The 13,325-nt window shown below is 50.8% G+C and carries 15 protein-coding genes and 1 pseudogene; 8 read left to right on the top strand and 8 right to left on the bottom strand.

Features of this window, described 5'->3' with window-relative positions; translation table 11 throughout:
* Positions 1 to 7: 7 nt before the first annotated feature.
* Both LY85_RS08830 and LY85_RS08835 read right to left on the bottom strand, forming a co-directional pair.
* Positions 8 to 253 (bottom strand): hypothetical protein, encoded by a 246-nt coding sequence (locus tag LY85_RS08830; protein ID WP_141826344.1) that lies wholly within the window; start codon positions 251 to 253, stop codon positions 8 to 10.
* A 174-nt stretch (positions 254 to 427) separates the two neighbouring features.
* Positions 428 to 937, bottom strand: a complete 510-nt coding sequence (locus LY85_RS08835) for a phosphatase PAP2 family protein (RefSeq protein ID WP_141826345.1) — start codon at positions 935 to 937, stop codon at positions 428 to 430.
* Positions 938 to 1,058: 121 nt separating this feature from the next.
* On the opposite strand from LY85_RS08835, the gene LY85_RS08840 reads away from it, so the two are divergent.
* Positions 1,059 to 3,707, top strand: a complete 2,649-nt coding sequence (locus LY85_RS08840) for a calcium-translocating P-type ATPase, PMCA-type (protein WP_141826346.1) — start codon at positions 1,059 to 1,061, stop codon at positions 3,705 to 3,707.
* A 104-nt stretch (positions 3,708 to 3,811) separates the two neighbouring features.
* Here LY85_RS08840 and LY85_RS08845 read toward each other — a convergent pair whose 3' ends face one another.
* The 4 genes and pseudogenes from LY85_RS08845 to LY85_RS19700 form a co-directional block, all read right to left on the bottom strand.
* Positions 3,812 to 4,069 carry an HPr family phosphocarrier protein gene (locus LY85_RS08845; protein WP_141826347.1) on the bottom strand — a complete coding sequence of 86 codons (258 nt, stop codon included), beginning with the start codon at positions 4,067 to 4,069 and terminating at the stop codon, positions 3,812 to 3,814.
* Between the two features lie 28 nt (positions 4,070 to 4,097).
* A complete protein-coding gene (locus LY85_RS08850; protein ID WP_141826348.1) occupies positions 4,098 to 4,814 on the bottom strand; it encodes an N-acetylmannosamine-6-phosphate 2-epimerase in 717 nt (238 codons plus the stop codon).
* A gap of 26 nt (positions 4,815 to 4,840) precedes the next feature.
* Positions 4,841 to 5,737: a PTS system mannose/fructose/sorbose family transporter subunit IID gene (locus LY85_RS08855; protein ID WP_279231017.1), complete on the bottom strand. Its 897-nt coding sequence runs from the start codon at positions 5,735 to 5,737 to the stop codon at positions 4,841 to 4,843.
* A pseudogene (locus LY85_RS19700) lies at positions 5,732 to 6,022 on the bottom strand (PTS sugar transporter subunit IIC); the annotation flags it as partial. The pseudogene LY85_RS19700 and the gene LY85_RS08855, both read right to left, overlap by 6 nt.
* Positions 6,023 to 6,388: 366 nt before the next feature.
* Here LY85_RS19700 and murQ point away from each other — a divergent pair.
* Genes murQ through LY85_RS19250 form a run of 3 tightly spaced genes read left to right on the top strand, consistent with a single transcriptional unit; the run spans position 6,389 to position 8,178 of the window.
* The gene (gene murQ, locus LY85_RS08860; protein ID WP_243122651.1) at positions 6,389 to 7,318 is read left to right on the top strand and encodes an N-acetylmuramic acid 6-phosphate etherase; all 930 of its coding nucleotides are present in this window, start codon (positions 6,389 to 6,391) and stop codon (positions 7,316 to 7,318) included.
* A gap of 24 nt (positions 7,319 to 7,342) precedes the next feature.
* Complete coding sequence (locus tag LY85_RS08865; RefSeq protein ID WP_141826351.1) at positions 7,343 to 7,993, top strand: MurR/RpiR family transcriptional regulator; 651 nt, start codon at positions 7,343 to 7,345, stop codon at positions 7,991 to 7,993.
* 44 nt (positions 7,994 to 8,037) lie between these two features.
* On the top strand, positions 8,038 to 8,178 hold the full coding sequence (locus LY85_RS19250; RefSeq protein WP_185741170.1) for a hypothetical protein: 141 nt from the start codon (positions 8,038 to 8,040) through the stop codon (positions 8,176 to 8,178).
* A gap of 129 nt (positions 8,179 to 8,307) precedes the next feature.
* Here the strand turns inward: LY85_RS19250 and LY85_RS08870 are convergent, their stop codons facing one another.
* The gene (locus LY85_RS08870) at positions 8,308 to 9,363 is read right to left on the bottom strand and encodes a lysylphosphatidylglycerol synthase transmembrane domain-containing protein (protein ID WP_185741171.1); all 1,056 of its coding nucleotides are present in this window, start codon (positions 9,361 to 9,363) and stop codon (positions 8,308 to 8,310) included.
* 242 nt (positions 9,364 to 9,605) lie between these two features.
* On the opposite strand from LY85_RS08870, the gene LY85_RS08875 reads away from it, so the two are divergent.
* From LY85_RS08875 to LY85_RS19255, 4 genes are all read left to right on the top strand, one after another.
* Positions 9,606 to 9,806: a spore coat associated protein CotJA gene (locus LY85_RS08875; protein WP_038325869.1), complete on the top strand. Its 201-nt coding sequence runs from the start codon at positions 9,606 to 9,608 to the stop codon at positions 9,804 to 9,806.
* Entirely contained in the window at positions 9,803 to 11,077 is a 1,275-nt protein-coding gene (locus LY85_RS08880; RefSeq protein WP_141826353.1) for a spore coat protein CotJB, read from the top strand. Before LY85_RS08875 ends, LY85_RS08880 begins: the two co-directional genes overlap by 4 nt.
* Positions 11,078 to 11,222: 145 nt before the next feature.
* On the top strand, positions 11,223 to 11,429 hold the full coding sequence (locus LY85_RS08885) for a hypothetical protein (RefSeq protein WP_141826354.1): 207 nt from the start codon (positions 11,223 to 11,225) through the stop codon (positions 11,427 to 11,429).
* Positions 11,430 to 11,591: 162 nt separating this feature from the next.
* Positions 11,592 to 11,756 (top strand): hypothetical protein, encoded by a 165-nt coding sequence (locus tag LY85_RS19255; protein ID WP_156103920.1) that lies wholly within the window; start codon positions 11,592 to 11,594, stop codon positions 11,754 to 11,756.
* Positions 11,757 to 11,862: 106 nt separating this feature from the next.
* Here LY85_RS19255 and LY85_RS08890 read toward each other — a convergent pair whose 3' ends face one another.
* Complete coding sequence (locus LY85_RS08890) at positions 11,863 to 13,218, bottom strand: MATE family efflux transporter (protein ID WP_243122517.1); 1,356 nt, start codon at positions 13,216 to 13,218, stop codon at positions 11,863 to 11,865.
* Between the last annotated feature and the right edge of the window lie 107 nt (positions 13,219 to 13,325).

A 13,325-nucleotide genomic window follows, 5' to 3' on the forward strand; every position in this document is an offset into this window, starting at 1 on the left:
TTTTTTGTCAATCGGAATCCGCCTCAAATTGAAAGTCTTCGATTATTTCGCTTAAATTGGTCGGAAAAACCGAACCCCTCTGCAGCTGCTGCGCCACACTCATTGCCGTCCCCAAATCATGTGACACTATCTGGTCAGCTTTTTCTACACGGGTCACGGTAATTTCCACCCCGAAGCCCGTGCTGCGGCTACCATAAACGTAATATTTCAGATTATTGCCGCACAGCTCAATATCTCCTACGCATCTTCTCATTTTTCCCCTCCTTTTTGTGTGAAATATGACCACAAACTAGTTTAATGATAATTCAATTTTGTCAGATATGCAAGACGAAAACGTTCCCTTTCTTGACCAAAATGATTTTTCCGCAATATCTTTGGCTCTTTTCACCTTTTCAGGCATATCTTGTATATTGGATTTTAGAATTATTTAAATCCTTTTATACAGCCAGCAAATAAGGCAGGCACATAATACGCCCAGTATTGCGCCCGCAAAAACATCCGACGGGTAATGTACAAATAAAAAAACGCGTGAAACGGCAATCAGCAGTGCAAGGGAAAAAGAAGGGGCTGTGAATTTACGGTTTGCCCTGCGCAGGATGAACGCCGCCGCAAAAGAAGAACCGGCGTGACCCGACGGAAAGGAATACCCGTGCGGCGCAGCAATCAGCAGCCTGTATCCGAAGGTAACGCTGAACGGGCGCGGACGGGCGAAAATCGGCTTCAGGATTCCTTCCCCGACCGTATGCGTCAGCATCAGAGCGGCCAGAAGCATCACCCCGTACGGACGGTATTTTTTGGAGCAGATCAGGCACATACCGGCCACAACCCATATAAATCCCGCGTTTCCCAGCACGGTGACGGCGGGAAAAAAGAAATCCGTAAAGCCGTTGTGAAAATGGCTCTGTATAAAATTCAGGATCAGAAAATCCAGATTCATCCTCTCTTCTCCTCCTTTCCGCCTGCCCGTCGTGGAAACGGGAAAGTATTAACGTTGGACGATACTACCATATTTTGAGAAATCCGCGAATATACTTAACCATAACAGGGGGTTGATACGATTGGATTGGCAGAGTCTTACAAAAGAAGAATGTGCAAAAAAACTCGGTACCAATATAAAGACGGGCCTGTCGCCGGCCCAGGCGGAAGAGCGCCGGAGCAGGTACGGCCCGAACGAACTGGAGCAGCCGAAAAAGAAGAGCGTTCTGCTGCGGTTTTTCGCGCAGTTTTCAGACTTTATGGTCATCATCCTGCTGGTGGCGGCCGGAATTTCGTTTGTGACTTCCTTTTTGCAGAAGGACAACGATTATATTGATTCCATCATCATTCTGGCAATCGTCACGGTGAACGCGATGATGGGCATGATACAGGAAAGCAGGGCGGAAAAATCGATCGAAGCGCTCAAAAAGATGTCCAGTCCTCACGCCCATGTGGTGCGCGCGGGCGCGGAAGCGCTGATTGAGGCAAAGGACCTGGTTCCCGGCGATCTTGTCCTTCTGAACGCGGGCGATCTTGTTCCGGCCGACTTGCGGCTGACCGAAGCCGTCAACCTGAAGGCGGAGGAAAGCGCCCTGACCGGGGAAAGCCTGCCGGGCAGAAAGCGCGCGGACATGACCTGCTCCGCCAACACCCCGCTCGGCGACCGCCACAATCTGCTGTTTTCCTCAAGCTCCATTGCGTCGGGGCACGGCGCCGGCATCGTTACGGCGACCGGGATGGAAACACAGGTGGGGAAAATCGCGCATATGATCAGCACCCAGTCGGCTCCCCAGACCCCGCTGCAGCGCAAGCTGGCACAGACGGGGCGCTGGCTTGGAATCGGCGCCCTGGTCATTTGCTTTGTCATCTTTATTATGGGCCTGTTTCAGCGCGTTCAACCGCTGGAAATGTTTTTAATTGCCATCAGTCTGGCCGTGGCGGCGATTCCGGAGGGCCTTCCCGCGGTCGTCACCATTGTGCTGGCGATCGGCGTACGCCGCATGGCGGCGAAAAGGAGCATTGTACGGCGTATGCCCGCTGTGGAAACGCTTGGCAGCGCCAGTGTGATCTGCTCCGATAAAACCGGCACCCTGACGCAGAACCGGATGACCGTGGTGGAGCTGAGAGGCTCCGGCGGAACCGTCCCGATCCACTCGACGCAGGGAGATTTCCTTCTGAGCCTTGCGTCGCTCTGCTGCAACTGTACGGTCAGCGGGAGCACGATCCACGGCGACCCGACCGAAACGGCGATCGTCTCCGCCGCTCCCACCGAAAAAAAACGGCTCGACGAACAGTATCCCCGCGTAATGGAAATCCCGTTCAGCTCCGAGCGCAAGATGATGACGACCGTACACCGCCTGGGCGGCGGGCGTTACCGGATTATCACCAAGGGCGCGCCCGACATTCTGTTCGCGCACTGTACGGGCGGAGCGCCGCGGCAGAACGAGGAGATGGCCTCGCGCGCGCTGCGCGTGATCGGCGTCGCCTACCGGGACATCGACTTTCTGCCGGACCCGGATGAGGATATTGAACACGGCCTGACCTTCTGCGGCCTGATCGGAATGATCGACCCGCCCCGCCCGCAGGTAAAACCCGCTGTGGATTTATGCCGCAAGGCCGGCATCCGGCCCATTATGATCACAGGGGATCACGCCGCCACCGCGGCGGCGATTGCGAAGCAGCTCGGCATTATGGACGGAAAAAGCCGCGTCATCACCGGCGCGGAGCTGGACAGACTCAGCCAGCGGGAGCTTGAAAGAAGCATCTACGACTACGCCGTGTTTGCCCGCGTTTCCCCGGAACACAAGGTGCGCATCGTACGCGCGTTCCAGTCCCACGGCGAGGTCGTCGCCATGACGGGGGACGGCGTAAACGACGCCCCCGCGCTGCGCGCCGCGGACATCGGCTGCGCAATGGGCATTTCGGGCACTGACGTGGCCAAGGCGGCGTCGGATATGGTTCTGACGGATGATAACTTCGCAACGATTGTGACCGCTGTACGCGAAGGCAGGGGCATCTATGAGAACATCCGAAAAACCGTGCATTTCCTGCTCAGCTGCAACATCGGGGAAATTCTGACCGTGTTTGTCAGCTTTCTGCTGCGCCTGCCCACCCCCCTGCTGGCCATCCAGCTGCTGTGGGTAAACCTTGTGACGGATTCCCTTCCCGCGCTTGCACTGGGCGTTGAACCGATAGACAGGGACATTATGGACCGCAAGCCGGTAAAACCGAACGAAAGCGTTTTTTCCGGCGGCATGGGATACAATATTATTGTGGAAGGGTGCCTGATCGGCGCTATTTCGCTCCTGGCCTACAGCATCGGCCGCATTTATTTCGACGTCGACCCGTCGTCCCCGTATGTCGGCCGCACCATGGCGTTCGCGGTCCTCAGCCTCTCTCAGATCGTACATACCTTTAACATGCGGTCTCCGCACTCCGTGTTTAAAGCCGGCATTTTCGCCAACCCCAAGCTTGTGCTGGCGGGGATAATCTGCACGGCGCTCCAGACAATGGTGATCGTCTTTGAACCGCTGGCCGTAATTTTCAAAACCGCGGTGCTGAACGGCCGCCAATGGCTGATCGTGGCGCTGCTGTCCCTGATTCCCCTTGCGGTGGTAGAGCTTGAAAAGGCGGTCACAGGACACAAATCCCGGCACAAGCTCATACAAAGCGGACATAAAAAGTCCGGCGGAGTACCAAAGAAATCGTTTCAGGGGAAAGGCATTTCTTAACCGGTGAGGATACCGGGTTAAGAGGAGAGCAGAGAAGCGGACCCGGAACAATCTGTTCCGGGTCCGCTTCCATTACCGACAGCTAATTTGAAATAGACTATTTGTTATAAATTTTGTTTGCAAAACGCTTTCAAACGGTCCGTTTCCGTCTGTTCGTCTTCCCCTTCGATGGTAAAGGTAAGTCTGTCGTTTTCTTTGGCGCACAAGCTCATGATGGAAAACAGGCGTTTGGCATCGGCTGTCGTGCCATTGGCCAGCACACTGATTTTACAGCCGGAGCCCTGCGCGATTTTCACCAGCATCCCCGCCGGTCTCGCATGTAATCCAAGTTTATCCTGAATCGTGTAATCAAATTTTATCATAGTACATCCTTTTTTAATCTCTTGTCCGTCAGGCCGTGGGAGAAGCTTTCCCCTTTTTCAATTCTTCGACATACCACGAGGTAATGATCTCCGGTCGGGTGATCGCCGTTCCCACAACAATGCTGTGGCAGCCCAGCTCCAGAATTTTAAGCGCCTCTTCTTTGGTGTGGATCCTGCCTTCTGCGATGATCGGTTTTGCGAGATGACGGACAAGCTGTTCCACCAGCTCATAGCTGAATCCGTTTATATGGCTCGTCTGGGGAGTGTATCCGCAAAGCGTGGTTGACACGATATCCGCGCCACAGTCACTTGCGTAAACACCCTCTTCAAAGGTTGAAATATCCGCCATAACCAATATATCCGGGTAATTTTTATGGATACCCTGAATAATGGAAGTGAGCGTTTCGCCGTTCGGCCTTTCTCTTTTTGTCCCGTCCAGTGCAACAATCGAGGCACCGGCCTCAATCACTTTTTTGGCGCTTTCAAAATCCGGCGTGATAAAAACACGTTTATCCTGATCCCATATTTTACAAATCCCGATAATCGGAAGCTTTACTTTCCGGGAAATGGCGCGAATATCCTCTTCGCCGTTTGCTCTGATTCCTACTGCGCCTCCCTCTTCAGCGGCTTTTGCGAAGGCCGCCATAATATCGCTGCCCCGCATCGCCCAGCCTTCCCGGGCCTGACAGGAGACAATGAGCCCGTTTTTGATCTGGTTTAAAACAGTTTCCTGTTTCGACGTCATCCAACCATTCCTTTCAACAGAGAACTTTAAAGTATCCCAAACAGTTTTCCGAAAATACCGATCACAAAACTTAAAACAATACAAATATAATTGCCTTTTTGTGATTTGTTTAAGATTTTATAATAAATGAGAGTGACCGCAACGGGAAGCAAGCCGGGCAGAATCTGATCCAAAAGCTCTTGCACCACGACTTTTTTGCCGGCGGAAATAAACTGCAGGGCAATGGGCAGCTTGACAAAGCTGACAACCATTGCGGCGGTGACCATCAAACCCACAATAGTGGCCGCCTGAACAAACTTATCGATCAGATTCGATTCATTGATTTTACTGACAAGCTTGATTCCGAACCGATAGCCATACTTGATAAAGTACCACCGCGAAAAAACATTCAGCAAAACATTCGGAACGATGAACACAATGGGCCCCAGGAAATTCCCGTTCAAACTCATTCCGGCGCCGATCGCCGCAAAAATGGTCATAAAGGTCGCTTTGAAAAGAGAATCCCCAATTCCGGACAGCGGTCCCATCAACGCGGCTTTTGTGGAAGAGATGATTTCCGGAGCCATTTGCTGATTCCTCGATTTTTCTTCCTCCAGTGCCAGGGTCACCCCAATGACTGCATTTCCGGTGTAGGGATGGCAATTGAAAAACTCGTTGTTTCTCGCAAGCGCTTCCTTATATTCCTCTTCGTTTTTATAGAACTTCTTCAAAGCCGGGATCATGGCATAGCAGAAACCAAGGTTGCAGTACCGTTCATAGTTGATCGACGTCATGGAGAAGAAAGATCGGAAGAATACTTTTTTCAGGTCTTTCCTGTCCAGGAGGATTTCCCTGTTTTCGCTGTTTTCATTATCCGCAAAGATGTTTTCTCCGTCCTCCCGCTTGCTCAGAGAAAAGACTCCGGCGGCAATCGCCAAACCCATCAGCGAGATCGCAAGTACGTCAAGCTTCAGATACTCCGCTAACACGAAGCCCAGAAGCAGAAATGCCCAATATTTTTTTGCGTCCATCATCTTGATCAGCATTGCCATACCTACCGCAGGAAGGATGGTGGAAGTCGCTTTCAGCCCCGTATTCAGCCATGCCGGCAGAGACGCGACCAAGTTTGATACCCATTCGCTTCCGAACCGCAATGCAAAAAATGTAGCGATAAAGAAAATGACGAAGAACACGATCAGCCCGGTCAAATGGGTTCTCTCCACTTTTTTTGTATTGCCTTCTTAAAAAGTCAATAAAATTTTAATAATTATTGTAGAAATTTTAAAATTTTATTTCAAAACATTTACAAAACAGCTTTTAAATTAAGAATATTGAAAAACCAGTTTTAAAATATTATCCCGCATTTTTCCTGTATTTTAAATAGAATTTATAAAATTTAATTTTATTATTTAATAATATGTATTGAATTTTTATTTTAAATGTTTATAATTAAATTACTAAGAATAACCTTGGAAGGCAGCAACAGTCCCAAACGAACCTTCGCTTGCCGGTTATTCATTGAAAAAAGCATTGAACAACGCACAGAAACCAAATTTCCCACACACTACAACATTTTAAGGGAGATATGCAAAATGATCACAAATCTTGATATACTTGAAACAGAGCAAAAGAACGAAGAAAGCCGTGAGATCGATGTAATGAGCACAATAGAAATGCTTGAAGTAATCAATTCCGAAGATAAAAAGGTTGCTTTTGCCGTAGAAAAAGTGCTGCCCGCTATTCAGGAGCTGGTAGATGAAGCGCACAAGCGCATGATGCGCGGCGGCAGAGTCGTCTACATCGGCGCGGGCACTTCGGGCAGGCTGGGTGTCTTGGACGCCAGCGAATGTCCTCCGACCTTCGGTGTGGAGCCCACGCTGATCCAGGGCGTCATCGCCGGCGGATTTGAGGCGCTGATCAGGGCGAAGGAAGGGGCAGAGGATGATTTCTCCCTCGCAAAGCAGGATTTAATGCGCATTTCTCTGAACAGCAGCGATACCGTTATCGGTCTGGCGGCAAGCGGGAGAACGCCGTACGTGATCGGCGGGCTGGATTACGCAAAAGAGATCGGCGCTTACACCGGGGCGATCAGCTGCGTGAGCAACGCTGAAATCTCAATGCATGCTCAAACCAAAATCGAAGTGCTTGTCGGGCCGGAAGTCATTACCGGCTCCACACGCATGAAATCCGGGACCGCACAAAAAATGATTTTGAATATGATTTCCACCGCACTTATGGTACAATATGGAAAAGTGTACAAAAATCTGATGGTAGACGTACAGCCGACAAACGAAAAGCTGATCGAGAGGGCAAAACGGATTATCCTGTCAAGCACCGGGTGCAGCTACGAAGAAGCCGAAAAATATCTGAAATCCAGCGGCTCCGACGTAAAGGTGGCGATCTGCATGGCGCTGACCGGTCTTTCCAGAAGCAATTGTGAAACCATGCTGAACGATAGCCTGGGCAATATATCGATGGCAATCCGCTCGCTTAAAAGCAGAGACGCCGTACTCCCCAAAAACTGAATTCAGAAAAGGAAGCGTTTACACATGAGCTGCATTTACAAAATACGGGAAGGAGCCTCCAGCTACACGGATACGGAAAAGAAGCTGGCGGATTACATCCTTAACCATATTGACGAAGTCCCCTTAAACTCATCACAGACTTTAGGGGAACGCGTCGGTGTTTCTGCCGCCGCAGTGATACGCTTTTCTAAAAAACTGGGTTACAACGGCTTTACCGCTTTGAAAGTCGATCTGGCCAAGGACAGAGCTGCTGAAATCACAAATTACGACGACATGATTCAGGAACAGGATTCGATGGATACCGTCCTGAAAAAGGCGGAAAACCTGAATACCATGCTGCAGAATCAGGCATACCGGCTTATCAACACCGCAAGCCTTGAAAAAGCGGTCGACCTGCTGCTTCACTGTGACACGGTCTATCTTTTCGGGGTCGGCGGATCGGGGATCGTGTGTATGGACTTTATGCAGAAGCTGACGCGGATAAATCGCAGGGTCGTGTTTCAAAGCGATTTTCATTATCAGCTGCCCGCCGCCGCTCACATGACGGACAGGGATGCGGCGATCGCCGTTAGCTACAGCGGGACAACACGCGAGGTCAACACTGCCGTACAGCTTGCGAAAGAGCTGGGGACGCCCGTTATCAGCATTACTCAGTTCAAAAAAGTCCTTTGGTAAAGCTTTCAGACATCCTGCTCTATATTCCCTCCTCGGAGAGAGAGTTGAGGCTGGGCGCAATTGCTTCGCGCAACGCCTCTCTCATCGTCACGGACCTGCTGTATTTGGGTCTTGCAAAAAACGACATAGGGCTGATAAAGGAATATCTGGTCAGGACCAAGGAAGCGATCAAGCGTTTAAAATAGCCGTTAAGATTCGTCATGCAGTCGGATATAAAGGTTATTCACATCATAAAATAACGGAGGAAGCAGTGCTTCCTCCGTAAAAGCCCAACGGACCGTTGGGCTTTTTTGTTATAGAAATCTTATTTAAGATCATTGTTTTTCCAATTCGTCCGGCGCCTGCACATGGTAGCGTTTTTGCGCGACATAAGCGAAAACGCCGCCGAACAGGATATTGAAATAATAGGTAATGATTCTCCACAGAAGGATCGCGGGGATGATGGCGGTCTTAAAGAACATGCCGAAAAACAGGTAGAAGCTGCCTTCCGCGCCGCCGGAGGCTCCCGGCAGCGGCACAAACGCGCTGACCATGGCTACGAACACCTGGGCCGCCACCATGGTTGTGACCGACGCGGAGCCTATGTTGAAGCTGCGGTAAATGAAATAGGGAATCAGGCTGTTCAGCGTAATCTGAACAACGGTGAACGCCATCACGACGGCATACAGCCTGACCGATCTTCCCATCAGCTTGGAAGCGCCGTGGAAAATTTCGAGCTGGCTGTGGATTTTCTCATAACGCTCTTGGGGATGTCTGCAAAGCTTCACTTTATGAAGAAAGCGGATCACGCCCGTCACAATTTTATCCGTGGCGGTCTCGCTGATCATGAACAGGGCGACCAGGGTGATAAAGGTGCTGTTGCTGATCAGCCCGATAATTGTTACAAAGGAAAAGTTACTGACGCTCGTCTGAAAAAAATGCAGCTTCATGACAACCAGTGCGAGGGAATACAGCACCATCACGATCTGATAGGTAAGGGTCTTGACCGCAATGATGGAGCCGGCCTTCCCTGTGTCCATTCCCATTTTCCTCATAAAGTAAATCTGCATTGGCTGACCGGCACTGGAAAACGGGGTGATCGCATTATATAAAAGGCCGACCATGCCCACGCAAAAAGAACGTCCGTAGCTCCATTCGGGATACAGATGGACGCAGAGCAGGTTCAGGACGAAGCCCTCTGAAATCCAGCAGAGCGCCGCGCCCGCAACGGATAAAAGCAGCCACCCGGGCTTCAGCTTCAGGATAATTTCTCCCAGCGCGACGATCCCGTCCGTGGTAAACAGAAAGTACAGCAAAGTTCCGGCGGAAAGAAGCAGCGTAACAATAACAAAAAGATTTTTGCGGATTCCTTTTTTTTGACTGCCTGCCATTTTTTTCTCCATATATTGTAAATTGGCCTTACGCCTGGAATATTAGTATATTTTATCTCAAACAGCAAAATTATACAAGACTGTTTCCCGAACTAAGGATTCCCAGAAGGGAATTTTCCGTGCGGCCCGGCGTTTGCAGGCGCCTTGGGCAGGTGGCCGGATTGCACGTGCTTGGGGAATTCTGCATACTATATTATCGGATAAGCCCGATGTGTCGAGACGTATCAGAAAGGAGATATACAATGAACGACATGAAAATCGTGGAAGGGGAATCGTGCCTGCTGAGTCCCCCGCCGTTGCCCGCAACGACCGTCGTGGCAATGGCATACGTTCCTTTCCAGCAGTTCGGCGCGGTATACGAGCCGGAAATGGGTCTGCGCAGCGGCACCATATTCCCAGATCTTGACAAACCCTTTTTAGGTAAACGAGGTGTAATGAAATGACCGAACAGGAAGCTTTAATGACGAGAATCCGCTCCTACCAGTTTGCAATGTGGGAGCTTCATATTTTTTTAGATACCCATCCCGGCGACTGCAAAGCGGCGCAGAAGCTGGAAGAATACAGAAAAGCAACAAATGAAATGACCGCGAAGTATGAAGCGGCCTACGGGCCGGTCAATGTGAACTCCCAGAACACCAGCCGCTGGGCGTGGATCGCCGACCCCTGGCCGTGGGACGGTACAGCAGCCGGAAACAACATGAATGTACAGGGAATATCAAAACAGAAGGATAACACAATGCCCTGGGCGAATAACTCAATGCCTTGGCAAAACATGAATTCTGCCGGAAACGCGGCGGTACAGGGGACCTCCATGCAGCAGAACAGTGCTATGCCCCAGATGAATATGCCAATGATGCAGAACGCCGCGGGGAACATGGCGGTACAGGGGACCTCCATGCAGCAGAACAGCGCCATGCCGCAGATGAATATGCCGATGATGCAGAACGCCGCCGGAAACATGGCGGTACAGGGGACCTCCATGCAGCAGAACAGTGCTATGCCCCAGATGAATATGCCGATGATGCAGAACGCCGCCGGAAACGCAGCGGTACAGGGGACCTCTATGCAGCAGAACAGCGCCATGCCGCGGATGAATCTGCCAATGACGCAAAACGCTCCAACCGCAAATACGGCGGTACAGGGCGCCAACATGCAGCAAAACAGCCCCATGCCATGGATGAACATGCCGGCGGTGCAAAGCTCCTCCATGCAGCAGGGCAGTGCGATGCCGCGGATGAATATGAATGCCGCCGGAAACACGGCAGTACAGGGTTCCTCCGCGCAGCAGAACAGTGCCATGCCGCAGATGAATACGCAGAACGCCGCCGGAAACACAGCGGTACAGGGTTCCTCCGCGCAGCAGAACAGTGCCATGCCGCAGATGAATACGCAGAACGCTGCCGGAAACACAGCGACGCAGGGTGCCTCCATGCAGCAGAACAGCGCCATGCCGCAGACGAACACGCAGAACGCCGCCGGAAATACGGCGACGCAGGGTGCCTCCATGCAGCAGAACAGCGCAATGCCGCAGATGAATGCGCAGAATGCCGCCGGAAATACGGCGACGCAGGGTGCCTCCATGCAGCAGAACAGCGCCATGCCGCAGACGAATACGCAGAATGCCGCCGGAAATACAGCGGTACAGGGGACTACACAGAACAAAACAATGCCGCAGTCAAACGTGCTTTCATGGGTAAATATATTAGGAAAATAAAAACGGAACCGCGCAGACCGTTCCGCAATCCGCCGGTTCCCGACCGGCGGATTTTTATATGTCCGTGGAATTCCCGCTACCCATATTGACAGGCTGTTCAGGCAATGCATACTATGGAGTATTCTCGAGTGAAAGGAGTAGAACAATGAGTTTAAACCGCTATGCCAATAATGTTGAGTCCGTATCAGACGCGAATGATTTCGGTTCCAATGACTGCAGCAACAGCTGTGACAGCGAAAGCGCAAGAGCATTGAAACGGATTCTTTCCCTGCTGGACGATTTAAATAATAGCGATCTGCGTATCCTGGATGATGTCATTGAGCGGCTTGTCTGCAGCCGTAAGAGGTCATAGTTTTACACTTTTCCGTACCGTCCCGAACGGTTTTTCTTTGCAAAAAAATCGTTAAAAACCGCCTGCTGTGTAAAATAGCGGGCGGCCAAGGCAATATTTTTAACAACAATTTACTTTCATAATTTCATGCCATCCTCGCAAACTATTCGCGAGGTGACAGAAATGGCAAACAATTTAAATGATCTTTTAGCATCCAATGCTGAAGTAAATCAATATTTTTCATCACTGCCTGCAAATGTGCAGAATGCAGTATCCGGCTGCGGTGAAGAGATCAGCACACTGGAAGATCTTCTCCGCTGCATTAAAGGAATCACCGGGACCTGCTGATCATTACGGAAATAAGAAAAACAGCGGAAGGAAATTTCCTTCCGCTGTTTTTTGTAATTCAATATACCGAGCTGCCGTTGGCACGGAGTCCTGATTTCTTTGGGGGTCAGTTATCAATCAGATGATGCTGATACCACTTTTTCCCCCGGAAGCGCATAACGAAAATAAAGCCGCGTACGCCCCATTCGCAGATCATCGCCACCCAGACGCCCACGACTCCAAACGGCAAGACGATTCCCAGAAGATAACCCAACACCACACGGAACAGCCACATGGAAAGCATGGAAACAATCGAGGTATACCTGGAATCCCCAGCGGCCCTGAGCGCAGCGGGCGTGACAAAGCTGAAGGACCACACGGGAATCTGGGACAGCCCGGTGATACAGACAATCTGAAAAACGGTCGGTACCACGGAAGCAGGCGGGTGAAAAAGGGAGACCAGCGGGCTGAACAGCGGAATTACAATCAGAAACATCAGCACAAACGACAGGGACGAAAGTCCGATAAAGGATTTAATGAATTTCCGCGCGTCGTTTACATCCCGCCGCCCCATGCACTGGCCGACCACGGTAACGGTGGAAAGCAGCAGTGCATTGGCGGGAATCTGAAACAGAGTCGTAATGGAATTAGAAATGGCATTAATATCCATGGACAGCACTCCAAGCTGTACAATAAACGTCTGCGTTAAAATTTTCCCGCCGTTAAAAAACATCTGTTCCGCGGCAAACGGAAGACCGATAAAAAGAATTCTTTTCAGCATGACAAAGTCGGCCCGGAAAACATCCCTGATCTGAAAATGCAGGGAACTATTCCCTTTGATCAGATATAGGATGGAACACGCCGCTCCGATATATCTTGCGATATTGAGCGCAATGACCATCCCCAAAACGCCCATATTCAGCAAATTAATAAACAGAAAATTCAGCGCCACATAGGAAAGGTTCATGGTAAGGGCAAGAAAAAGCGAGGAACGCGTTTCGCCAACGCCGCGCAGCGCCCCGCAGACGGCTTCTACCGTAGCGATTCCGCAGTAGGAAGCGCCGCACCCGATCAAATAAACCTTTGCATTGCTCAGAACGGAGGTATCCGCTTTCCCGAACAGGAGGTTTAGTGTCGGCGTATGCAGCACGACCACCGTCAAGCTGACCGCAAGCGCCAGCAGAAAGACCGCACAAACCGAACCGGCCGCCGCTTTGGAAGCCATGGCGTCATTTCTGCTGCCCTTATACTGGGCCACAACGACCGTACCGCCCGTCGCCACTGCGATAAATACATTCACCAGAAAAAGGTTCAGCGAATCCACCATGTTGACGGCACTGACCGCCGCCACGCCGGACGAGCTGATCATAGCGGTATTGAGCAAATTCAGGCAGACGACAAATGCCTGATCCACCAGAATCGGAATAATAATGGAAACAATTTGGCGATAGCTGATGGAGTCGCCGGAAAAATAGCGGGTCAACAAAAGGTCCGCCTTTATTTTAAAGCCTGAGGCTGTCACAAAATCACATCTTTAAATTACAATTTTTTACCATTCTATCATAGATATCCCTCGATGAACAGGCTGAA

This window comes from Clostridium sp. KNHs216 (assembly GCF_006714885.1).
Lineage (GTDB): Bacteria > Bacillota > Clostridia > Oscillospirales > Acutalibacteraceae > Caproiciproducens.

What these genes read in the sequence shown, in the direction of transcription:
- LY85_RS19255 (WP_156103920.1), top strand. Translation starts at nt 11,592, where the DNA reads ATGGCAAACAATTTAAATGATCTTTTAGCATCCAATGCTGAAGTAAAT.
- LY85_RS08875 (WP_038325869.1), top strand. Translation starts at nt 9,606, where the DNA reads ATGAACGACATGAAAATCGTGGAAGGGGAATCGTGCCTGCTGAGTCCC.
- LY85_RS08865 (WP_141826351.1), top strand. Translation starts at nt 7,343, where the DNA reads ATGAGCTGCATTTACAAAATACGGGAAGGAGCCTCCAGCTACACGGAT.
- LY85_RS08870 (WP_185741171.1), bottom strand. Translation starts at nt 9,363, where the DNA reads ATGGCAGGCAGTCAAAAAAAAGGAATCCGCAAAAATCTTTTTGTTATT.
- LY85_RS08855 (WP_279231017.1), bottom strand. Translation starts at nt 5,737, where the DNA reads ATGGGTTTGGCGATTGCCGCCGGAGTCTTTTCTCTGAGCAAGCGGGAG.
- LY85_RS08850 (WP_141826348.1), bottom strand. Translation starts at nt 4,814, where the DNA reads ATGACGTCGAAACAGGAAACTGTTTTAAACCAGATCAAAAACGGGCTC.
- LY85_RS08885 (WP_141826354.1), top strand. Translation starts at nt 11,223, where the DNA reads ATGAGTTTAAACCGCTATGCCAATAATGTTGAGTCCGTATCAGACGCG.
- LY85_RS08835 (WP_141826345.1), bottom strand. Translation starts at nt 937, where the DNA reads ATGAATCTGGATTTTCTGATCCTGAATTTTATACAGAGCCATTTTCAC.
- LY85_RS08845 (WP_141826347.1), bottom strand. Translation starts at nt 4,069, where the DNA reads ATGATAAAATTTGATTACACGATTCAGGATAAACTTGGATTACATGCG.
- LY85_RS08830 (WP_141826344.1), bottom strand. Translation starts at nt 253, where the DNA reads ATGAGAAGATGCGTAGGAGATATTGAGCTGTGCGGCAATAATCTGAAA.
- LY85_RS08880 (WP_141826353.1), top strand. Translation starts at nt 9,803, where the DNA reads ATGACCGAACAGGAAGCTTTAATGACGAGAATCCGCTCCTACCAGTTT.